The organism is Leptolyngbya sp. 7M, from assembly GCF_018128485.1.
Map to the genome: position 1 here is coordinate 4,021,747 of NZ_CP070897.1, position 19,767 is coordinate 4,041,513.

The 19,767-nt window shown below is 50.0% G+C and carries 24 protein-coding genes; 13 read left to right on the forward strand and 11 right to left on the reverse strand.

Features of this window, described 5'->3' with window-relative positions; genetic code table 11:
* Positions 1–75: 75 nt before the first annotated feature.
* On the reverse strand, positions 76–321 hold the full coding sequence (locus JVX88_RS20445) for a GNAT family N-acetyltransferase (RefSeq protein WP_211619979.1): 246 nt from the start codon (positions 319–321) through the stop codon (positions 76–78).
* Positions 322–353: 32 nt separating this feature from the next.
* On the opposite strand from JVX88_RS20445, the gene JVX88_RS20450 reads away from it, so the two are divergent.
* Positions 354–977, forward strand: a complete 624-nt coding sequence (locus JVX88_RS20450; protein ID WP_211619980.1) for a sensor histidine kinase — start codon at positions 354–356, stop codon at positions 975–977.
* Between the two features lie 23 nt (positions 978–1,000).
* Here JVX88_RS20450 and JVX88_RS20455 read toward each other — a convergent pair whose 3' ends face one another.
* Positions 1,001–2,761: an S-layer family protein gene (locus JVX88_RS20455; protein WP_211619981.1), complete on the reverse strand. Its 1,761-nt coding sequence runs from the start codon at positions 2,759–2,761 to the stop codon at positions 1,001–1,003.
* 21 nt (positions 2,762–2,782) lie between these two features.
* Between JVX88_RS20455 and JVX88_RS20460 the strand changes: the two genes are divergently transcribed.
* Together JVX88_RS20460 and cobW are read left to right on the forward strand one after the other, a co-directional pair.
* A complete protein-coding gene (locus JVX88_RS20460; RefSeq protein ID WP_211619982.1) occupies positions 2,783–3,094 on the forward strand; it encodes a DUF1636 domain-containing protein in 312 nt (103 codons plus the stop codon).
* A gap of 19 nt (positions 3,095–3,113) precedes the next feature.
* Entirely contained in the window at positions 3,114–4,142 is a 1,029-nt protein-coding gene (gene cobW / locus JVX88_RS20465; RefSeq protein WP_211619983.1) for a cobalamin biosynthesis protein CobW, read from the forward strand.
* Positions 4,143–4,202: 60 nt separating this feature from the next.
* On the opposite strand, the gene JVX88_RS20470 is transcribed toward cobW, so the two are convergent.
* Positions 4,203–4,757, reverse strand: a complete 555-nt coding sequence (locus JVX88_RS20470; RefSeq protein ID WP_211619984.1) for a pentapeptide repeat-containing protein — start codon at positions 4,755–4,757, stop codon at positions 4,203–4,205.
* Between the two features lie 104 nt (positions 4,758–4,861).
* Between JVX88_RS20470 and JVX88_RS20475 the strand changes: the two genes are divergently transcribed.
* Positions 4,862–5,311, forward strand: coding sequence for a hypothetical protein (locus tag JVX88_RS20475; protein WP_211619985.1), 450 nt, complete (start codon positions 4,862–4,864; stop codon positions 5,309–5,311).
* Between the two features lie 134 nt (positions 5,312–5,445).
* The gene (locus JVX88_RS20480) at positions 5,446–5,661 is read left to right on the forward strand and encodes a hypothetical protein (RefSeq protein ID WP_211619986.1); all 216 of its coding nucleotides are present in this window, start codon (positions 5,446–5,448) and stop codon (positions 5,659–5,661) included.
* Positions 5,662–5,793: 132 nt separating this feature from the next.
* Here JVX88_RS20480 and JVX88_RS20485 read toward each other — a convergent pair whose 3' ends face one another.
* Both JVX88_RS20485 and JVX88_RS20490 read right to left on the reverse strand, forming a co-directional pair.
* On the reverse strand, positions 5,794–7,101 hold the full coding sequence (locus JVX88_RS20485; RefSeq protein ID WP_211619987.1) for a CO2 hydration protein: 1,308 nt from the start codon (positions 7,099–7,101) through the stop codon (positions 5,794–5,796).
* 27 nt (positions 7,102–7,128) lie between these two features.
* Positions 7,129–9,855, reverse strand: coding sequence for a PAS domain-containing protein (locus JVX88_RS20490; RefSeq protein WP_211619988.1), 2,727 nt, complete (start codon positions 9,853–9,855; stop codon positions 7,129–7,131).
* Positions 9,856–9,994: 139 nt separating this feature from the next.
* On the opposite strand from JVX88_RS20490, the gene JVX88_RS20495 reads away from it, so the two are divergent.
* On the forward strand, positions 9,995–10,234 hold the full coding sequence (locus tag JVX88_RS20495) for a hypothetical protein (RefSeq protein WP_211619989.1): 240 nt from the start codon (positions 9,995–9,997) through the stop codon (positions 10,232–10,234).
* On the opposite strand, the gene JVX88_RS20500 is transcribed toward JVX88_RS20495, so the two are convergent.
* Positions 10,223–11,011, reverse strand: coding sequence for a DUF4058 family protein (locus tag JVX88_RS20500; RefSeq protein ID WP_211619990.1), 789 nt, complete (start codon positions 11,009–11,011; stop codon positions 10,223–10,225). The genes JVX88_RS20495 and JVX88_RS20500 overlap by 12 nt on opposite strands.
* Before the next feature lie 195 nt (positions 11,012–11,206).
* On the opposite strand from JVX88_RS20500, the gene JVX88_RS20505 reads away from it, so the two are divergent.
* Entirely contained in the window at positions 11,207–11,593 is a 387-nt protein-coding gene (locus tag JVX88_RS20505) for a helix-turn-helix domain-containing protein (RefSeq protein WP_211619991.1), read from the forward strand.
* A 126-nt stretch (positions 11,594–11,719) separates the two neighbouring features.
* Here the strand turns inward: JVX88_RS20505 and JVX88_RS20510 are convergent, their stop codons facing one another.
* The 3 genes from JVX88_RS20510 to JVX88_RS20520 are packed head-to-tail and all read right to left on the reverse strand — an operon-like array spanning position 11,720 to position 14,658.
* A complete protein-coding gene (locus tag JVX88_RS20510) occupies positions 11,720–12,298 on the reverse strand; it encodes a hypothetical protein (protein ID WP_211619992.1) in 579 nt (192 codons plus the stop codon).
* Positions 12,277–14,085 carry an Hpt domain-containing protein gene (locus JVX88_RS20515; RefSeq protein WP_211619993.1) on the reverse strand — a complete coding sequence of 603 codons (1,809 nt, stop codon included), beginning with the start codon at positions 14,083–14,085 and terminating at the stop codon, positions 12,277–12,279. Before JVX88_RS20515 ends, JVX88_RS20510 begins: the two co-directional genes overlap by 22 nt.
* 27 nt (positions 14,086–14,112) lie before the next feature.
* The gene (locus JVX88_RS20520) at positions 14,113–14,658 is read right to left on the reverse strand and encodes a hypothetical protein (protein WP_211619994.1); all 546 of its coding nucleotides are present in this window, start codon (positions 14,656–14,658) and stop codon (positions 14,113–14,115) included.
* Here JVX88_RS20520 and JVX88_RS20525 point away from each other — a divergent pair.
* Positions 14,657–15,085 (forward strand): NTP transferase domain-containing protein, encoded by a 429-nt coding sequence (locus JVX88_RS20525; protein WP_211619995.1) that lies wholly within the window; start codon positions 14,657–14,659, stop codon positions 15,083–15,085. The genes JVX88_RS20520 and JVX88_RS20525 overlap by 2 nt on opposite strands.
* Before the next feature lie 116 nt (positions 15,086–15,201).
* On the forward strand, positions 15,202–15,462 hold the full coding sequence (locus JVX88_RS20530; protein ID WP_211619996.1) for a hypothetical protein: 261 nt from the start codon (positions 15,202–15,204) through the stop codon (positions 15,460–15,462).
* A gap of 656 nt (positions 15,463–16,118) precedes the next feature.
* On the opposite strand, the gene JVX88_RS20535 is transcribed toward JVX88_RS20530, so the two are convergent.
* Positions 16,119–16,913 carry a Uma2 family endonuclease gene (locus JVX88_RS20535; RefSeq protein ID WP_211619997.1) on the reverse strand — a complete coding sequence of 265 codons (795 nt, stop codon included), beginning with the start codon at positions 16,911–16,913 and terminating at the stop codon, positions 16,119–16,121.
* A gap of 88 nt (positions 16,914–17,001) precedes the next feature.
* Between JVX88_RS20535 and JVX88_RS20540 the strand changes: the two genes are divergently transcribed.
* A complete protein-coding gene (locus JVX88_RS20540; RefSeq protein ID WP_263975188.1) occupies positions 17,002–17,187 on the forward strand; it encodes an aminopeptidase P N-terminal domain-containing protein in 186 nt (61 codons plus the stop codon).
* Here JVX88_RS20540 and JVX88_RS20545 read toward each other — a convergent pair.
* On the reverse strand, positions 17,171–17,632 hold the full coding sequence (locus tag JVX88_RS20545; protein ID WP_211619998.1) for a hypothetical protein: 462 nt from the start codon (positions 17,630–17,632) through the stop codon (positions 17,171–17,173). The genes JVX88_RS20540 and JVX88_RS20545 overlap by 17 nt on opposite strands.
* A gap of 523 nt (positions 17,633–18,155) precedes the next feature.
* Here JVX88_RS20545 and JVX88_RS20550 point away from each other — a divergent pair.
* Genes JVX88_RS20550 through JVX88_RS20560 form a run of 3 tightly spaced genes read left to right on the forward strand, consistent with a single transcriptional unit; the run spans position 18,156 to position 19,726 of the window.
* The gene (locus JVX88_RS20550; RefSeq protein WP_211619999.1) at positions 18,156–19,253 is read left to right on the forward strand and encodes a sensor histidine kinase; all 1,098 of its coding nucleotides are present in this window, start codon (positions 18,156–18,158) and stop codon (positions 19,251–19,253) included.
* 33 nt (positions 19,254–19,286) lie between these two features.
* Entirely contained in the window at positions 19,287–19,532 is a 246-nt protein-coding gene (locus tag JVX88_RS20555; RefSeq protein WP_211620000.1) for a response regulator transcription factor, read from the forward strand.
* Positions 19,526–19,726 carry a M3 family metallopeptidase gene (locus JVX88_RS20560; RefSeq protein ID WP_263975189.1) on the forward strand — a complete coding sequence of 67 codons (201 nt, stop codon included), beginning with the start codon at positions 19,526–19,528 and terminating at the stop codon, positions 19,724–19,726. Before JVX88_RS20555 ends, JVX88_RS20560 begins: the two co-directional genes overlap by 7 nt.
* Positions 19,727–19,767: the final 41 nt, after the last annotated feature.

Here is a 19,767-nt window from a genome sequence, read left to right on the forward strand (position 1 = left end):
ATGAGGATACTGAAAAAGGGAAAGGCTTTCCCAAAAAGGGATTATACAGCCTTTCCCCTGAAAATGGAACAAATATTATAGGAAGAGCGTTGTGCAGCTTCCCGTATTCCTAAGCCCCGCTTTCTCAAAGCTTCGGTGTGCGTGTTTGAATTCCTGATTGCTCAGCAGGCAGATGTGGCTTGCTCTTCCGAGCAGCCTTCTCGAAACCTCTGCCAGACACGCCGAACCTATGCCCTTTCCGCGATATTCGGGGGCAACATAGATGCCTTCAAGATATATCACATCGTTCGCTTCCGCGATGATATCGGCCTTGAAGACCAATTTCGATCCTTCAAGAGGGTTTAGCAGAAAAATTGGCGGAGAAAGAGGCGCTGCTGAAGGAGGTGCACCACCGGGTCAAAAACAATCTGCACATTATTGCTAATTTGCTGGATTTACAGTCAGACCGAATTCAAGAGCCACAGTTGCTGAGCTTATTTACAAATGCACAGACTCGAATTCACGCCATAGCTTTGATTCACGAGCAGCTTTATCAATCTGATTCCCTAGGACAAATCAATTTTGCTGACTACCTGCGCCGCCTGTTAGATAATATTAGGCTGGCTGCTGGTGATCCTACCCACCCAATTCAATCGAGCCTCACTGCCGAACCTGTGCTGCTCAACCTAGAAACAGCTGTGCCCTGCGGTCTCTTGATCAACGAACTGGTGACTAATGCGCTCAAACATGCCTTTCCAGAACAGCCCGGAGAAATTGCGATTATGCTATTTCAAGTGCAGGATACTATTCACATCGTGGTTCAGGATGACGGAGTTGGGTTACCAGCTAATTTGGATTGGCGTAATTCTGAGTCGTTGGGTCTCAAACTCGTGCAGATTCTAGCGCGGCAATTGCGGGCTAACCTCACAATCGATGGCAGTCACGGTGTCCGCGTTGAACTAGCGTTCAGTCCCTTGAGCTATAAACCTCGGTTCTAAGCTCGTTTCAACGAGTCTAACATTTAGCGAAAATCACATTCGCGGCTCATCACCAAGCGACCATCAGGCAATCGATACACCCCCTGTGGTTCCACAATCGGATCACCTGATTGCCAATTAGCCCCCTCACCCTCAACCGGTATTCCTCGCACTTCTCCAGTGGGATAGACCGAGGCCGCATCGTTGCCGGGTGCTGCTGGTAAGCCGCCGGTGCCAGTGATCAAAAACGTGCCACCCTGTTCCGTGCGGGCAATACAGCTATTGGCTAGGAGTTGGTCGGTGTTAATCGCTCTGGCAGGCAAGTCCGCTAAACTGTTCTGGATGAAGCTGACATCTGGGGCCGTTACCACTCCGGACCGTTCCCCACTGGCATTCACATCTACCCGATTGTTTCCATTGGTTTCTCCAGAGTTCAGCTCTGCCTGATAGCCTGCCCCAAAGAACACGTCAGTATTGAGGGTAATGTCGCCTCCTTGTCCAGTGGGGGCAGAGGCATCAATATCACTGTCATCAAAGGCGAGAATCGTATCAGCAGTGAGGATAATGTTGCCACCACTATTGCCACCACTATTGCCACCACTATTCCCGCCACTCTCAGCAACCTGAGTTCTGATGTCGCTGTCATTTTCTAAGCGAATATCGCTGGCACGAAGACGAATTGCTCCACCAAAGGCTTGAGCCGCATCGGTGAGGAGGATACTGTCGTTGGCAAGGAAGCTGTCCTCCACTGCGATCTCGATGTTCCCTGCATTGCCCCTGCCACTACTTCTGGCAGAAATCTCCGATTGATTCTGTAAGCGCAGATCCGTGGCGGTGAGGCGAATGAAACCAGCAGGATTATCTCCCGATACCTGGGCAGAAATCGTAGCCCGATCGTCTAGTTGTAGTTGATCTGCATTAACCCGAATGTTGCCGCTTGCACCTGTAGTGGCAATGGCCAGAATATCGCTGTTGCTGAGGCTAAATAATCCATCTGCCTCAATGTCAATATTTCCAGCATCGTTACTTCCTCGACTTTGGGCAGAGATCGTTCCTCGATTGCTGAGCCTGAGATCGGTGGTGTCTATTGCAATCGCTCCTCCTCTACCGCTAGAGTTGCGGGAAGTACTAGCAAAGATGCCACTGTTGCTGCCCGCTTGTTGGCCATCAATCAGTAAACGATCGCTAACAGTAAGGCTAATATCTCCGGCATCACTGTTGCTGGAGGTGCTGGTGAGCAGTTGGGAGCCTTGAGCTAGGGAAAGGATTGTAGCAAATACGTCCAGGGTGCCTGCCTCCCCTCGACCACGGGTACGGGCACTAATGCGAGAGCGATCGTCGAGATTCAGAGTTTGGGTGCGGATGCTAATGTTGCCCCCTCGTCCGTTTCCGGTGCGTCTGATATCGGTTGAGATGGCACTGCCATTAGTGAGGGAAACGCGATCGGCGATTCTGGTCTCGTCGCCGCGAATCGTAATAGCTCCGGCTCTGCCTGTTCCTGCACTACTAGCAGTGATCTGAGCATTGTTGAGTTGCAGTTGGTCGGCGGCAATGCGAATGTTGCTGGGGCTTGTGGCGATTGCTCCAGTATTGATTTCAGTGGAAATAGTACTGCGATTTAGGCGAATGCGATCGGCCTTTTGAATCAGAATGGAACCAGCATTGCCCTGACCGGAACTCGCAGCAGTAATAAAGGAGTTATCGCTTAGAAATAAATCTGAGACATCCAGAGTGATTTGTTGAGAATTTCCAATCGCATTCTGACTTACACTGCTAGTAAACCCTTTCCTAGTACCCCCTTGCAAGCTTTTGTCCTGTACTGAGGTTTGAGTGAAGGACAATTCCTGTTCAATCAACTCCAGGATGGCTTGGAAACCAGTAACAAAGCTTGCATCCGGCTTCAACCTGTTCGCTGTATGGGAGCGTGCGATCGCGCCTGTGTGGTGGCGTTTACTGCTCCCTACAAACTCACCTTTATTCTGAGTCAACTCTCCCCCTCCAATTCAGTCCCAGATCTGCTGGAATTTAGCCGTCAATATATCACTGCTTCAGATGGCAAAGCTCCCTACAAAGACCGCCCTGCGACCGTCAAACAGAACATTCATGCAGTTCTGCCGCCCTTGCCGAACCAACCTTAAAATCACCTAGGAGTCAATCATGCACAAAATTCCTGTCACCGTCGTCACAGGCTTTTTAGGAGCCGGAAAAACGACGCTGGTGCGTCATTTATTGCAGAACAATCAGGGTCGCCGCATTGCCGTGCTGGTGAATGAATTTGGTGAAGTTGGGATTGATGGCGAATTGTTGAAATCATGTCGGGTTTGTGACGATGATGAAGACCCCAATACGAATATCCTGGAACTGGCAAACGGCTGTTTGTGCTGCACGGTACAGGAAGAGTTTTTGCCAACCATGCAGGAGTTGTTAAAAAGACGCGATCGCCTCGACTGTATTCTGATTGAAACCTCTGGTTTAGCCCTGCCCAAGCCGTTAGTACAAGCCTTTCGTTGGCCTGAAATTCGCACTGGGGCAACCGTTGACGGCGTTGTGACTGTTGTGGATTGCGAAGCCCTTGCCAATGGTCGATTTGTGGGCAATCTAGATGCGCTGGAAGCTCAACGGCAAGCTGATGATAGCCTGGAGCATGAAACTCCGATTGAAGAACTGTTTGAAGATCAACTGGCGTGTGCCGATATGGTGTTGTTAACGAAGGTTGATCGGGTTGACTTAATAACTCAACATCGTATTCAGCAGTGGTTACAAAAAGAATTGCCAAATGGTGTCAAGATTGTGCCCTGCAAGCAGGGAGAAATTAGTCCCGATCTTTTGCTAGGGTTTAACGCAGCCGTTGAAGACAATCTCGACTCCCGTCCCAGCCATCATGATACGGAAGAGGAGCATGAACACGATGAAGACATTACTTCAATTCATGTCATTTTAGACGAAACATTTGACCCAGCGGAGTTGGTTAGTCGCTTGCAATCTTTGGTTCAGCAGTATGAGATTTATCGGATTAAGGGCTTTGTAGCGGTGCCCAATAAAGCCATGCGGTTGGTCATTCAAGGCGTTGGCAATCGATTTGATACCTTTTACGATCGCCCCTGGCAACCCAATGAACCGCATCAAACTCGATTGGTCTTTATTGGGCGATCGCTGAATTCAGAACAAGTTTTCTCTGCACTCTAAGAGAGTACTAATGCTCAGCCAGTTTAGCGCTATATGGAAAATCTCTTTTTGTGATTAGCTTTAACGAACTTTCTGGCGATGGACTATCACGGTTGAAAAAGGTAGTAAATCAAATAAATCTGATCCAGGTCGAAGCTTAAACTGCGGGAATTTTAACTGCCAATCTTTCCAGATTTGCAAATAACGCAATAGTTCATGACCCGCCTTTCGCGGTGGCAGTAACACTCCCGTCAAAATAGTGCGATCCAGACTAGCTTCAGCAAACCCAGCCACCTCAGACAAATTTGCTTTCGTCAAATTGGCTTGACTCAAATTTGCCTCAGTTAAACAACTCTGGTGCAAATTTGCCAGAATCAGAAATGCCTTTGTCAAGTTGGCTTGTGTTAAGTTAACAAAACTGAGATTGGCGTGAATTAAGAATGATCCGCTTAGATCAGCGCGATGCAAGTTCGCACCACTGAAATCAACGCTCATCAGGGAGGCACCACGCAAATCTGCACAGCTTAAATCAACGTCCTGCAAGTGGACATCTCTGAGATAAACACCGCGTAAATTGACTCCTCGAAAATCACGTTCTCCCCGTCGATAATGATCTAGAAGTTCGTCTGCTCTCATGTGGAATGGTTTGACCGGATTGCTTGTAGTTTTGCACTTCGGCATAATTTAACAGACCGCATCCGGCTTGACTATCCCGGCAAGGGGCATTTGAGGATTACAAAATGATTAAGGGTATCAATACTTTGAGTTGGGTCGCAATACTGTGTGGGATTTTGGGATTTGATGGAAGTCAGATTGCTACTGCTGCAAATGGTATGCTGCGCGATTCCGCCCAGGACAAATTTGCTTTACTCAATGACCATCAACAACTTGCGCTTCAGCCAACTCGTCCGACCGAAACACCCGATCAATGGGTAGAACTGGGACGGCGAGTACACGGTGGTTTTGGCTCCTACATCGCTCTTGGCATTCGTATCGGTTTGGATGCCATGCAACGTGCGTTGATTATAGTCCTCCCTCAAGCAAGAAACTTTCGTAAACCTGTATCAAGAACGACTTGCCAAAAGCCGCACACTACGATAGGCTCAGTAACCACAACTGAAAATTCCTCAACTGGAAGCGTTCCAAGAGAGTGCGGGAACACCCTCAAGGAACTAACCCCCAAACTGTAGAAGGCAGTCTGGTGGGCTAGAAGGCAGTTTAACACTCCACTGGCCACCTTAGCTTTGCTATGCAGACAAAAAGCGGGGTGGCTTCGGTTTTGGGACTTTCAATATCCCTAACCTCAGTGGAGTTTTAGACTGCCATGATCAATTCCTCATTGCTCAATCTTGATAGTTTCGACAATAGCGATCCGCGTATCTTCACCGTCCTTTTGATTGGCACCGAAGGGCAGATCACAACCTACATTCACCGCCAACATACCCTGGGTGTAACAGAAGCCGGAGCGTGGAGTAGACTGCTGCCAGTGCCCAACTGCCCCGGTAAATTTATGAGTATTCTGAATAGAACCATGCAGTGAACTGCGCAGATAATTTAGGGCAATCATCTCAATTGATCAGATATCAATCAGATATCAAATCGAAGGAGACGATTGCCCTCTATTTCAGCTCAATAGAAGCGATCTAGATTCTCTCTACCGAGGTCTGATTTTCTAGCGATAATCTGGCGTTTGAATATTCCGCAGTCGTGCTTCCGGACGCTTGAATCGATCCAACTGGGCTTCAAAAAACTTGCGGTTTGCCATCAAATGTTCGGGATTGGGATCATCGAGCGGATAGAGCAACGCCGTTCGCAGGGCTTGGATGACCGCAGAGGTAACGCAATACATTGAGCGCTGGAAACTGATTGCAAGCTGAATCAGCATGTCGTCTTCACCCCGGCAGTGCTGCTTATAGTATTCCACCAGATAGGGTGGCAAGAAGTGCAGCATGTCTTGGGCCAGCAGTGTAGGCGGAATTCCGGCTGTGCCAACCGGGAACTTATCGGCGTAAAGCACGCCATAGTGGAAGTCCTTCTGCTCGGCGGGAACCTGACCGGCTTGAGCATTGTAGGATTTGGTACCCCGGAACGGTGAAGTGCGGTAGAACACGGCTTCAACATAGGGCAGAGCGGCTTCGTAGAGCCACATAAAGCCCTTTGATTTGGGAATGATCTCGTAGCACTCGCCGTTGATGTAAACGTGATGGTAGATCGGACGACCCGCGATCGCGAAAATACCGTTAACCAAGAAATTCATGGCATCAGGAACGCTGGCGATCTTGCCTTCGTCATACAAGTCAGACATCTCGAAGAATACGGGGGCCATCACTTCCCAGAACAGTCCTAGATTGGCATAGTAGGACATCTGCCGCACTTGCTCCAGGAACATATCGGGAAATGCCTTGTATAAGCCCAGCATCAGCGGATTTCCCTTGAAGTAGGCTTTGATGGCGCGGTCAGCATTTTGCTTATATTCTTCGCTATCCAGATAGGCATCGAACTTGCCCATACCCATATCCCGACCATGCCACAGCATCGCCCGCATACATTCTTCGGCAAATTCCATGTTGATGCGGTCGTGGTACCAGTGGTGCAGCAGCTTGGGTAGCTTTTGCTTCAGCTCGCCTTTTTCCATGAACTCCAGCAGTTCTGGATGGGCGCTGCCGGTACCGCGCCAGATGCGGAGGTCAGCATTGTCGCCTGCATAGTGATTTTGCCGCTGCAAGTATTCGTCGGAAATGAAGTACTTGAAAAACGGCAGCGGATTCAGAAATACCTGCTCGGCAATGTAAAGCAGATCGCGCCAGTAGAAGTCCATTGGCACCGCATACGCCTTATACAGCCCAATGATCTGCATCAGGTTTTCGGGCGTGTCGGGTAACATGGCCCCACCTGCTTCCAAACGATGAATGATCTCGGCAAACTCGTGCGTTGAAGGCGGTAACTTAGTTGTGGAAGGAGGAATCAGAGTTGCAGTCATAGGTTTAGGTCTGGAGGTAAGAGTGAATTAGTTTAAAGTTGGCAATGCGGGCGTTGGCAATTCGGGATTTGCAGTTGCCTGTACGGCTACTTGCTCAACCTGTTCAATCGCCGGAGCCGCGGCCACCATCGCCGTAGAGCTTGCTTCACTCCAGCGCACCAACCAGTTTGGCTGCACGCCCAGGAAAATAATCAGGCCGGCTAAAATCAATGCCGGCAAGCGGTCTTCAAACAGCACTCTGGGATAGTAGGCCGTCGCGTTATCCAAGCGACCAAAGCAGGTGCGGTTGAGCAAAATCACAAAATAAACTGCTGTTAAACCTGTACCGACCACACCTACCAGCGTTTGAATCGGGAAGGTGCTGTAGCTGCCCTGGAAAATCAAGAATTCTGCCACGAATCCAGCCAGGCCAGGGATACCAGCGCTCGCCATTAACTTGACGGCGTTGGAGAGCAGATTCCACACCACTTGCTGTAGGCGGCCTGCATCGCCCATCACCTGCAGCAGTCGAGATGGGGAGGGGGTTGTGTCTCCCCCGGTGCTGACGGTAAAGTGCAGCTCAATTCGCTTGGCTTCTGCAGCCAGTCGCACAGTGTCCATAGCGGCTGCAATGGTGGAGCTGAGATCGACTGGGGATACATCAAGGCTGAGTTTGCCGCGCAAGATGCGGGAGACATCGAGCAAATCTTCGATGAGTTCAGCTTGTAGTTTGGCGTTGCGTTCAATGCTGGCTAGCGCTTCGGTCGTCTTTTCTGCATTCAGCTTGCGATTTCGTAGCAGTTTGACCCAGCCGAGAATTGGATTGAGGGGCGAGCGCAGTTCATGGGAGAGTACAGCAAGAAATTCATCTTTAATTCGATTGGCAGCTTGGGCCTCTTCGCGAGATGCTTCGGCAGCGGATCGGGTCTGCCGTTCCGCTGCATACAGTCGGGCATTTTCAACAGCGACCGAAGCCATTTGCGCTAGCTGCACTAGAATCACTTCATCGGTTTCGCTAAACTCTCCCTCATACTTATCGGAAAGCTGAATTAGGCCAATGTTTTGGCCCTCTCGTCCAACTAGGGGAGCTGCCAGCCAGCCGCGCATGGGAGGGTGATTGGCTACCGCTTGGCCGAACCCTTGCCAACGGGGATGGGCCTCTAGTTCAGCTTGGGTTAGCCGCATGGGTTGATTCAGATGACACACACAGGCGTAGATGCCGGAGCCGTCTGGTTTCTCGTCATAGCCTCGCCACTGGGCGTATTTGTCAGATAGGTAAATCGCAGTAATGGCCTGCGCCCAGTTCTGGTTCAAGGTCATGCTGGTGACCGATTGATGCGCTCCAATAATGGCAGCGGCCTGATCGGTAATCAGTTGCAGCACCTGCTCCACCGAAAGGGCAGAGTTAATCGTTAGGGCGGCGGTGGTTAGTCCCTGCAATTGGTTGATGTAGTGACGCTCACGAGTCAGCAGTTGTTCGCGTTCAAGTTCGGCTTGTTTGCGGTCGCTGATATCAATCAGCAAGCCATCCCACACCTTGCCATGCTCGGTTTCTTCCACACGAGATTTGCCCTGAATCCACTTGAGTTGGCCAGACGGGGTGATGATGCGGCCTTCCCACTGCCAGTCAGTTGAGTTGACTATAGCAGTGTTTACAGAGAATTGTAGCGACGGTAAATCCTCAGGATGAATCAGGGACCAGAGGGCATCCGCATCTTGCAGAATGGTTTCCGGTGCTAATTCGAACAGCTGACGAGAACCAGAACTGACATAGGTAAAGCTATCCTTACCCTTCAGGTTAGGAACATAGCGGTAGATCATCCCTGGCATATTTTTCACCAAGGTTTGATACTTGAATTCACTCTGGCGCAGCGCTTCTTCTGCTCGTTTGCGGTCGGTTGTATCTAGGGCAATTCCGGTCATGCGGATGGGACGGTGGTTAGCGTCATAGAAAGTTTGACCTATCGCCGTAATCCAGCGCTCTCCCTGGGTAGGGTGAAGAATCCGAAACTCGACGTTGAGATTGGTCTGGTGCTCTAAGGACTCACGGGCAGCGCGATCGGCATGAGCGCGATCTGGCTCTAGAATTGCTGCCAGCCAGTTTTCGTAGGAGGGTTGAGTAGTGGCCGAATCCAGACCATAGAGCTGGTAATATTCCTCGGACCAGGTCACTTGATTTGTGAGGACATCCCAGTCCCAAACGCCAGCTTTAGCAGCCTGTTGGGCAATCCGCAAGCGCTCCTCACCTTGGCGGAGGGCAGCCTCAGCTTGCTTGCGTTCGCTAATGTCGCTTACCAACGCCACAAATCCTTCTACCGTAGCTTGGCTGTCAAAGCGGGGAACATAGGTGGCTTGTACATAGCGCCTGCCGCCATCTTGATAGGGAACCTCACTCTCAAATGTCACTAGCTCACCGCTCAAAACCTGCTCCACATAGGGACGAAGCGTGCGATACGCCGATTCACCCAGCACCTCCCAGAGCGTCTTACCATAAACCGCGGCGGCAGATCGACCAAACCATTCTTCATAGGTGCGGTTATTGAAGCGGTAGCGCTGCTCCCGATCCACAAAGGAAATCAGAACCGGGACGGTATTGGTGACGACCCGGAGTTCTGCTTCGCGTTGCTGTAGGGACTGACGGATCTGGTCATTATGCAGGGCGGTAGCGGTAAAATCCGCCAGACTGATCATCACCTGCACATCTTCAGCATCAAATTGCCGCTGGGCATCGTGGGAGACAATCCAAATCACGCCTAGGGGTTCACCAACTGCCATTAATGGAATCGTCAGCCCCTCTACAATCTGGGGGTCGATAAATTGCAGCTCAGTAAAATGTCGTGCCGGATAGGCATGCAGCCAGAGAGCGGTAATTGAAGCGAAGCAGGACGATATTGATTACGGCTTTACCCAACTTGTGGCAGAGTTGATTGTTCTGGATCAGTGGGAGCAGTCGCCTTCGATTGAGCAACAGCCGGTGCTGATCGATGCGGTCACGATTAGGGATTTATGGCGTTTTGGCCGCTTAGAGCGTCAAGCCAAATCGATTACTGAGGATATTAACAGTTACCGAGTTCCAGAAGATTTGGAGATGGTGCTGCGAATTTTGATTGCTGTGTTTCGAGTCACGGAAACGAACATTGTCTTATTGGTTTAGCAGAGGTGCTAGTAAGGTATTTGCCCACGCCTGCTCTGCTTCAGATAAGGGCGGTTGGGGTGGCTGACTGTAATCAATCCGCAAGTCAAATCCAGCCCGGTCGTAAACGCCATCTAGCAGCAATTTCAGATCGATCTGTGGCTCAGCATCTCCCGGACGTAGCGGTAACGGAAACACCGGAATCGGCTGCTGAAGATTAAAGGCATAGAGTTGGGCGACTGGGCGTTCAGTACTACGGCTGACCAGAATTCGGTAATCTGTCTTGGTATCTAGGTCAACAAGCGGCATAGGTGTCCCGGCTCGCAACAAATCAATTTCAACCAGATGGGTGTAGCTTGCCAATACCTGATACCGCTTGCGCAGATAAGCCTCTCTTCCTTCTCCAGCACGTTTATTTTTGGGTGATAAAACCTCGATTGTTGTAATTACAGCTCCCGTTTTAAGTTCCCGAATTTCTAAATAACTTTCTCGTACTTCTTCCATCATCGGAACTTTTACTTGCAATGGCTTTTGGAATGGTAGTGTGGCAGTTGCCTCTAGCTTAGAAACCTGTGGTGAACTAGTAATTTTGGACAGTATGGAAACATCTGGAATACCAACCAAAATGCTTTCTTCGGGCGTACTGAAATAGGTTCGCTTTTCAATTGCCACATAGTAGCAAGGACGCAGCGGCACCGCCAAACTATCGGCAAGGGCAACCACAAGTCGGTTATGCACTTCCGACCACAAATCGGGATGCTCTAAATAGGGATTCATTCCTGGAAACGGTGATGGCATAGGAGTCTCCCAATTAGATCCTGAATGCATTGTAATACAATGTATTGCGACAATACCGCAAGTTCTTGTCTGCCGAATTACTCGGTTAGAATAGGCTCAAGCTTTCTGCCCTCGTGCCATGTCTGCTGCCTCTAATCTGGATTTTTCGAAATATTTACACTCGATCAAGACTCGCTACGAAATGAGAAGTCCAGTGTGTCGATTCCTCCAGAAAGTATCCAGCTCATTCTTGAAACTCTCTGTGAATTTTTACTAAATGCTGAAGATGCACAAATCCGAGCGAAAGCAGCAGAATCATTAGGGCGGTTAGGGCTGGAAGATGCAATCCCTATTCTTCGAGAAGCTATTGTGCGGTCAGCCCTGATGTCTGAATTTGATGCTCAATTAACGCTTGTACAATTGCGACAGAGAGTTGGATTAACTCAGCAAGATTTAGCCGATGCGATTGGAGTGACCCAGAAGACAATTTCAATATGGGAAAAGGGAAGTGTTGAACCTAAGCTGAGTCTACGTCAAACCAAAATCTTGATGGATGTGCTCAACTGCACCTTTGACGAACTGGTAGAGGCGACCCAACCCTGATCGTAGCAAAATCGGCTATCTATCCAAGAACCATCTGATACAACAGCAGCAGAATCATCCAACGCACTCTATCTCCAGTGTCCTGTGCAATCCAACCTCACCTATCCGCACATGACCAAACCCAACTCAGAACCGACCCACTTGCAGCGTCTCCCCCGCATTCGCGTGACAACTCACTGAAAGCGGAAGGTTGGCAACTAGAGACAGGTTACCGTGGGCATCTCGAATCCAGCCTTTGGCTTCTACGATAGGAGTGGATGCATTTGTCTGAGAATCGGGCGAATCGGGCAGCCGCAGGTCTTCTAAAATGTCGCTGTTGCTGACGGGTTCGTAGGGTGTAACTGAGAGGCCACTGCGTCCAGTGTTGAAAAAGCGTGCAACAGATTCACTCGTTTCGTTTCTGATGGATTCGCAGCCTTGAGCTACGGACCGAGCCGCCAGTGCGTCTGACGGGAGCTGGATTTCTGGCACTTCAATCGCTGGAAACTCGGTGATGACCACACCTGCAGCAGCATCAATTTCGTTGAGACCATTTCCAGCAATCGCTCGTCCCTGCACAAAGCCAATGATGTCTTCCGCCTCATTGCCCACCAAAATATTAATTTTACCGCCCTGTTCTAGTGGGCGTCGGGCAATGATATCGCTGTCGGCTCCAATCGGGGCTTCGATGCGTCGGACGTTAATCAGAATATTGCCGCCCCGCACCAGCGATTGGGTCTGAATCCGACTGCGGTTAGCGAATCAAACTCAATTGCTGCTGCATCTGAGACCATTGCTGCAGAAGACAGCAACCGATCACCTGAGCTAAAGCGCTCTTGGGCTACCCCAATCCGACGAGATCGCTCTGGAGCGATCAGCAACTGATCCGATACACCTTGTAGCCGACTGACTAGAGACTGGAAGCGAGTAAACCGACTGCGCAACTCCCGTAAAACTCGCTGCAACTGATCGTTTTGCAGCGCCAGACTGCTGCGGTTAATTCCCAACTCGCCCACCAGATTATTCATGCGCTCTAACCGTTCTGAATCAACCCGTACTGTGAGAGCGGAAGCGGATCGGGCCGATTGGATCGGGGTTAAGCGCCAGTTGGTGTTGGGTTGGGTTGCCTGATATGCCGAACGAGTGATAGATAACGTTGCCTCTTGCTGCTCAGTCAAGGTTGGCTGCGTCCAGTCAGGTGGACTGAATTCTAGATCAAACAAATTAGTATTGTATGCTGTATCAGCGATTTCGGATGCTAATAGTCTTTCCTCTTCCAGTGCTGCTTCGATGAGAGTATCTGCCTCGATCAAAGTATCTTCTAGACTCTCTTCGGCTGAGATCGGGATCTGAGCCTCTTCAGCTTCTTCTATAATTGACTCTAAAGCGGTTGGTAAATCGTCTTCTCCAATGTTTGTATCAGCCTCTACTGCCTCGTCAGTAACATCTAAACCTACTTGAGAGCCTTCTTGTTCCTCAAAGTCAAACAGCGATACTCCAAAAATATTTTCTAGTAACGGCAATGCTGTTTTGATAGTTTCTTCTATTATTTCTTCTTCTGTGTCGTCGTCTATTTCTTGATAAACCTCTTGATAAATCTCTTGGTCTACTTTTTGATCAGCCTCTTGCCCATAGACTGCTGGATCGAGTAATTCCGTTTCCTGTAGAGATGGGCTTAGAGAGGGTCGGAATGAGGGAGGAGTCGCAAACGGAGGATTGGCGTCAGGGTTAGCTGTAAATTCGGTTAAGGCAGCAGAAGGACCCATTCCCCCCATCCGATCGCCTGCGAGTACTGCCTGTCGGCTAGCTTCCAATTCATTCAGGGCAATCCGGGCGATTTCGAGGGCATGGTCAGGATAGTGGGCGAGGGCTTGCTGAATGGCTTGGACAACTGCGCCAAAATTGGGCAAATTCAATAGTTCAGCAAATCCAGCAAACACTTCTACCTGGACCTGAAGTTCACTGGCCAGATCATACGCCTCAGGATGGTTAACGATTTGAGCTAGCTGTTCCAATCCTTGGGCTACATCTACCTCAAAAATGGAAAATACCAGATCCACACCCATCTCGCTAGAACTGGGAATATAGCTGTCAGCTTGGGTGAGTGCATCGCCACAGTAGGACTCAATTTGACTGAAGACTGGTTCTGCGGCAGCTAGTGCTTGCCCGTGATCAAAAGAGCCAGTTGTGATCTGAGCAATCAACGGCAACCGTAAGCAGTCATACGCCTGGAGCAGCCAGTTTTCCAACTCCTGGTTGGCAGCTAATGTTTCGTTATAGAGTGCCTTAAAAATGTTTTCTAAACGATGGGCTAAGGTAGCAATTGTGTCTAATCCAACGCTGGCGGCACCTCCCTTCAGGGAATGGGCGGCTCGCATCAGGCTGTGAATTTTGGTGGTGCTATGGTCCTGGTGTAGGGTCAGTAACCCTGACTCAATCGCCTGTAATAGTTCAGGGGCCTCTTCAATAAAAAACTGATAGGCTTGATCACGAATGTCAGGGTTAATTGCCATAGCAGGTGATGAAGAACAATATACGACTTAGGCGAATACAGCACGTTTATCTAACGATGCAACGGAAATTCTGGCGTAGGCAGATATCCACTTAAATAATTCGGCTGCTTCGGGAGAAACCTTCGCTTTAGTAAATAGGATAATTGCAAACAGATTCCCTGTTGGTAACATGCCGCCAAATCCCAGTACGGATTTGATTTGATAGGGTAAGACAAACTCTGTTTGGGCCGGGATATGGTTACTTCCAGCCGCTTCCGGCACATAGAAGACATTGAACGTGGTTTTTTCTAGATCCATCAAGATTTCTGGATCGGGTTCTAGCAGCATGTTCACGTCCAGGCCAAACTGGTGAATCAACTGGGAAATCATCGGGGCACGGCTGATAAAGTCTCGGTCGATCAGAGGGATGGCCTTATGCCCCCTAGAGGTTTGGCGAGAGTTCCATTGCGGTTCATCACCAGCCGTTGCCATCAGTGTCAAACATTTAGTTGTAGACATGACGCTGCGACCACCAACAATGTCCCGTGCGGCTGCTCTCAGTTCCTCATTCAGCTCCATAAAGGGGCAGGTCATGAAAAAACGCACTAAGGCACAAGCTCGCTGTCCGGTTTGCCGATCTACTAGATTGTCATACAGATATTTGCAAGGGCTGTCCCAGATTCAAGCCTCTCCAAACGATTGGGTGCTGCTGTTGGCTTGCGATTTGCCCAACTTAAGTCCAGAGATTTTGCAGCAGTGGCTGAGCGAACTACCCTCTACTGCAACCACCACTATTGCCTGCTTGCCTCGGAATCCGGCGGGCTGGTGGGAGCCGCTATGTGGCTTTTACCGAGTGGGGTGTAGGGCCTCGCTAGCGGCCTATGTGCAAAATGGCGGACTTTCGTTCCAGCAATGGTTAGCCAATCAAGCGGTTGAAGCCTTACCCTTGACTGACTTTGAGATGCTGTTCAATTGCAATACACCAGAGGAGTTGCGGCAGGTGCGAGGCAATCTTGAGTGAGGGGCAAAAATGGGAGAGAGGCGAAAGCCAGGAGTGAGGAGCAATTTGATCAAATAACAGTCGATGGTGTAGCTTTTGATAGTAAGGTTTGTCTGTAATGCCTATGGGTAATGCCTATGAGTAGCCAATCAACTGTCAAAACTGTTTTTCTACTCGCCTTGATGGGGGGCTGGTTGATTGTAGGCGCATCGCTGATGTACCTGTTTCCGCTATTGGCGGATCTTTTGGTTTCCTCGGAACGTACTCACGTGTGGATGCAAACCCTTAGCCGCAGCGGTTATAACCCCATGCTAGCTTTTGTTGGAGGCGGCATCACCTTGGTCATTACCATTTTGGGTAACATCGTCTGGCACCAGCGATTTGAAGGCAAGCTTTAGGGCATGGCTCTACCTTTGCATGTGATGGGTCATGATTAGCAGGAATGTCAGCAATAGCCAATTTGCCTTCTACTAAGTACCTCGGCATAATTAAAAACCAGATTCAAAACCCTGCGCCGCCCGCGCAGGGTTTTGGGTTTTATGTTTAATTATGCTCACCTACTTAGAGTGGGGTAGCCAAAGCTACCTCACTTTCGTGTTGATTGTTAGCTTAAAATCTTGAGGATTAAACGTCGGCGCAGCCCTTGCCATACGTGCTACCAAAATTTTCTCCACATGCTAGAGGCAATCGGACTGTTTTCTGATGCAGTTTACTCTATTTGTTTTTGCACTGCTTTAGAAATGACGATTTTGTAGCTCATGATGATAGCTGCGATCGACTGGCAAGATAATCTTCTAAAGTCTGATATTCACTGGCCTCATACTCTGCACGGACAGCTTGAATTTCTGCAATCGTTTCGGTGAAATTTGTACTTTAACCGTTGCTGCCATTGTGTTCCTCCTCTGGTTTTTGCTTGAGTGCTTTACATTCTTTTGTGCTCATGCGCTCAGGCTCCTTAATTCGGTTGCTAATCCCCACGCTTGCTGACAATACTGCCGTGCTACCTTACCTAGAGCTTGATAGCGTCAGTTTAGCCAGATTAATTAGAAATTAATTAGAGATCGAGCAATTCTGAATCGATTCCTAGCGCCTCTAGTTGGCTTGGATCGAGCGTTCGCAATTTTTCTACCAACTGCTGTCGCTTCTGTTTCTCTGCTTCGGCGCGCTGTCGTTCTTGTTCGGCACGTTCGTCACCCGTGAGCAGCAAATTTCCTTGCCGATCCCACCAGCGCAACCAGGGTAGTTCCATATTTTGGTAGTGGCCCTGCCAGATGCCCAATTCTACTCCCATCGGCGGAATCAGATACCGTCCCTCAGCATTGGGCGTCATGCGTTGATAAGTATTGTCTAACAGGTGGTAAACCTCGACTTGCGCGTTTTCGGCCTCATAGATGGCATAGTAGGGCACGCGGATTGCCTGCTCATAGACCCAAAATTTACCGACTCGATTGGTCCCCTGGGCTGGGGGCGTCCGGTCACGTTCTTCCGAACCATCGCCAGAGACAAATTCAATCACAATCAAGGGAGCCACATACTCTTTCCAAAGCACATAGGAGCGACGAGGCTGTCCCTCTAGTGTGGGCGGTACATTCGGCACATAGAACCAATCTGGAGCTACGGCTCCGCGCTCAGGGGGATCGGTCAACCGCCAGTAGATGCCAGAATCTTGCCCGATGCAGAACTGACCGTCAGGATGGAGAGCCTGTAGCGTAGGATAGATCGAATCAGTCAGTAAGACACTTTCAGGGTGCTCTTGGAAATTCTTCACAAACGTTCCATCCGATTCTGGCAACTGGGTGTGATCGGGCAGAGTCAATCCAGGCGGCGAAACTGGCACGGTCGAAGTCATGATCTCACTCCAATTCGCTTGGCTCTATTCTTGGCTCTATTGTAGGTTGGTAGAAGGTTATTTCCTTCCCTTTCCTGCTTGAGTGACTATGCAAACCGAGTATGCCCAGCGTCGTGAACAGTTGATGGCCAAACTTGGCAAAGGCACCGCTATTTTTCGCAGTGCGCCAATGGCCGTGATGCACAATGATGTCGAGTACAACTTTCGGCGAATAATTTACCTACTCTATCCCCATTCCCCTACCTATCGATCGTTACCTAGCGCAGCCGATTGAAGGTGCGAGAGCCAGAAGGAGTGGTGACTGTGGTGGTACCGTTTTGAGTCGAGGTATTGTAGGTATTGCCGTTGATTATGGTTGTGTTCTCGCCGCTATAACCGGAGGTGGAATTGTAGCTGCCATAGCCGCGAGTCGTGCCTGTGTAACTGCTACCGTTTGGAGTGGTCACCGTTCCGCTACCGCTGTAAACGGCCTGCCCCCGGCCATTGCTCCGAAAGCCAAACTGACTGCTGCCGCTGCCGCCATGGCCGCCGGTAAAGGAACCCTGGGCGGCTCCCGTTTGGCCGCCTCTGGGGTTGGCAACTACCCTCGCATTGCCCGTAGCTGTACCGCCCCGTGGACCCGAAATGGTTCTAGCAGAAGCCGGTAGAGTTGTGGTCAAAAAAGCCAAGCCAACGGCTAGGGATAGGCCAACCTTGAATGAGTGAGTGAATTTCTGCATGATAGGACTCCTTGTTTTTAGATGAAATGAGTTGAGAACAATCCAATTCAGCGAATCCAAACAACCTAGCGAGCCTGCTGTTGCAACGATTGAGCGTTGACCTGTAGCTGTTGTTCTGGAGTTAGCGTTTGGGTGACTTGTGCTCGTGTGAATTGCAGTAGATTGCGTAACTCCAATTGCTTGGTGTAACCAAAATCGGCACACCCAGCATCACAGCGATCCAGCGTCGGTTCATTGCACTTCAGCTCCTGAATTGGTGGATGCTTCCTAATTTAGGAGCAGCACAGCCTTTGTTACTAGAGAACAACGTCCCGACCTAACTGGGACTTTGTCCCGATTGTGAACAGGACATCTGCCTCTAGTCATGAATGCGGTTCAAGCCGTACAGTGAAAGAAGATTTTGCTGGTTCCTCGTCAATTCCTTGTCAATTCCTCGCTGATTAACATGAGATTGCGCCAACTGTCCCGATCCTCTCCATTGCGATTATTACTCTGGTTGGAGTGGGTTTTGTTAGGCATTGTTATGGTGCTTATCCCCGTTTCACGGCTGGCTCATACCCATGGTTCAGTCGGGTTGAATGGGGTGGGGTTGCTGGTTTTTTCAGCGATGGGACTAGTCTTTCCAACTCGCCGCTGGCAAAAGCTGCTGTACACAATCATAGAGTTTGGCTTGCTGCTGCTGCTGGCTCTGGTCGGGCAGATTCCGCTATTCCAACTGTTGTTTTTAGTGCTGGTGATTCGCAATTGTGTGCTGTTTGACGGATACGCTCGCACAATCATTACCGTTCTCACTTTTGTAGCCTGCATCGTTTGTTTGCTCAATCGTCGGGCATTACCGTTTCGGGTTGCTCCGGATCAGTTAGGAGTGTTCTGGCTGGGTTCTCTGCTAATTTTCGGGCTGGTGATTTTGTTTCTACAATTGCTGGTTGATGCAGTGATCACAGAGCGCAAAAGTCGAGATGCTTTGGCCGAGGCGAATATTCGGTTACAGCAGTATGCAATGAAAGTAGAGGAATTGGCGACAATACAAGAGCGCAATCGGATCGCCCGCGATATTCATGATTCGTTGGGGCACTCTCTGACGGCATTTAACTTTCATTTGGAGGCGGCAATCCGGTTGCTCAAGGTGAAACCTAGCAAAGCCGAAGCTCTGTTACTGGAACTGAAACAACTGGGAGCGCAGGCATTGGCTGATGTGAGCCAGTCGGTTGCGGCCCTGCGCGCCGATCCGCTCGGAGGTAAGCCATTGGGTGCGGCGGTCGCCACCTTGGTGGATCATTTTCATCGCTCTACCGGCGTTTTACCTACGGTGCAAGTGAACCTGGATCAGCCCCTGTCCCATGCCTACAACCTCGCGATCTTTCGGGTCATCCAGGAAAGCCTAACAAACTGTTGCAAGTATGCCGATGCAACTGCCGTGAGTGTTATTGTGCAACCAGTTAACCAACAGATTCAGATTATTGTAGAAGATAACGGCAATGGGTTTGAATTGGAGAAGAATACTACCGGGTTTGGGCTGCAAGGCATGCAGGAACGGGTACAAGCCCTGGCTGGTGAGCTTAGAATCAGCACAGCGCCGGCGCGAGGATGCCGAGTTGAAGTATGGCTGCCGCTTGAGTGATGTTTTGAGTGACGTTTGGAGCGACGTTGCTCTATGATTCGGTTGCTGCTGGTCGATGATCAAAGCCTGATTCGGCGTGGGTTAAAAGCCCTGCTGGAAACAGATGCTGAATTTGCCGTGGTTGGAGAAGGTAGCAACGGGCGGGAAGCCGTGGAGTTGGTCGAGCAGTTGCAGCCGGATGTGGTGTTGATGGATGTGCAGATGCCGATTGTAGATGGGGTCGCCGGAACACGGGAAATTTGTCAACGGTTTCCGCAAACAAGTGGGCAGAAGTGCTGAGTGCTGATGCCTTTGCCGCCTTTGAAGAAGCTGGACTCGATGATGAGCAAAAACTGGCTCAGGTGGGGCATCGCTTCCGTGATACGGTACTGGCCCTAGGTGGCAGCCAACATCCAATGAAGGTGTTCACGGCGTTCCGAGGCCGGGAGCCAAATACGACGGCGTTGCTGCGGCATAATGGGCTAGCGGCATGAGCGACGGATCAAATAACTGTTTACTGTGGTAAAAAGCAAAA

Coding starts and splice junctions, on each gene's coding strand:
- JVX88_RS20535 (WP_211619997.1), bottom strand. CDS start 16,913: ATGACTTCGACCGTGCCAGTTTCGCCGCCTGGATTGACTCTGCCCGAT.
- JVX88_RS20480 (WP_211619986.1), top strand. CDS start 5,446: ATGATCAATTCCTCATTGCTCAATCTTGATAGTTTCGACAATAGCGAT.
- JVX88_RS20530 (WP_211619996.1), top strand. CDS start 15,202: ATGAGTAGCCAATCAACTGTCAAAACTGTTTTTCTACTCGCCTTGATG.
- JVX88_RS20545 (WP_211619998.1), bottom strand. CDS start 17,632: ATGCAGAAATTCACTCACTCATTCAAGGTTGGCCTATCCCTAGCCGTT.
- JVX88_RS20485 (WP_211619987.1), bottom strand. CDS start 7,101: ATGACTGCAACTCTGATTCCTCCTTCCACAACTAAGTTACCGCCTTCA.
- JVX88_RS20520 (WP_211619994.1), bottom strand. CDS start 14,658: ATGACCTGCCCCTTTATGGAGCTGAATGAGGAACTGAGAGCAGCCGCA.
- cobW (WP_211619983.1), top strand. CDS start 3,114: ATGCACAAAATTCCTGTCACCGTCGTCACAGGCTTTTTAGGAGCCGGA.
- JVX88_RS20490 (WP_211619988.1), bottom strand. CDS start 9,855: ATGGCAGTTGGTGAACCCCTAGGCGTGATTTGGATTGTCTCCCACGAT.
- JVX88_RS20525 (WP_211619995.1), top strand. CDS start 14,657: ATGAAAAAACGCACTAAGGCACAAGCTCGCTGTCCGGTTTGCCGATCT.
- JVX88_RS20515 (WP_211619993.1), bottom strand. CDS start 14,085: ATGGCAATTAACCCTGACATTCGTGATCAAGCCTATCAGTTTTTTATT.
- JVX88_RS20540 (WP_263975188.1), top strand. CDS start 17,002: ATGCAAACCGAGTATGCCCAGCGTCGTGAACAGTTGATGGCCAAACTT.
- JVX88_RS20470 (WP_211619984.1), bottom strand. CDS start 4,757: ATGAGAGCAGACGAACTTCTAGATCATTATCGACGGGGAGAACGTGAT.
- JVX88_RS20475 (WP_211619985.1), top strand. CDS start 4,862: ATGATTAAGGGTATCAATACTTTGAGTTGGGTCGCAATACTGTGTGGG.
- JVX88_RS20550 (WP_211619999.1), top strand. CDS start 18,156: ATGGTGCTTATCCCCGTTTCACGGCTGGCTCATACCCATGGTTCAGTC.
- JVX88_RS20555 (WP_211620000.1), top strand. CDS start 19,287: ATGATTCGGTTGCTGCTGGTCGATGATCAAAGCCTGATTCGGCGTGGG.
- JVX88_RS20500 (WP_211619990.1), bottom strand. CDS start 11,011: ATGCCATCACCGTTTCCAGGAATGAATCCCTATTTAGAGCATCCCGAT.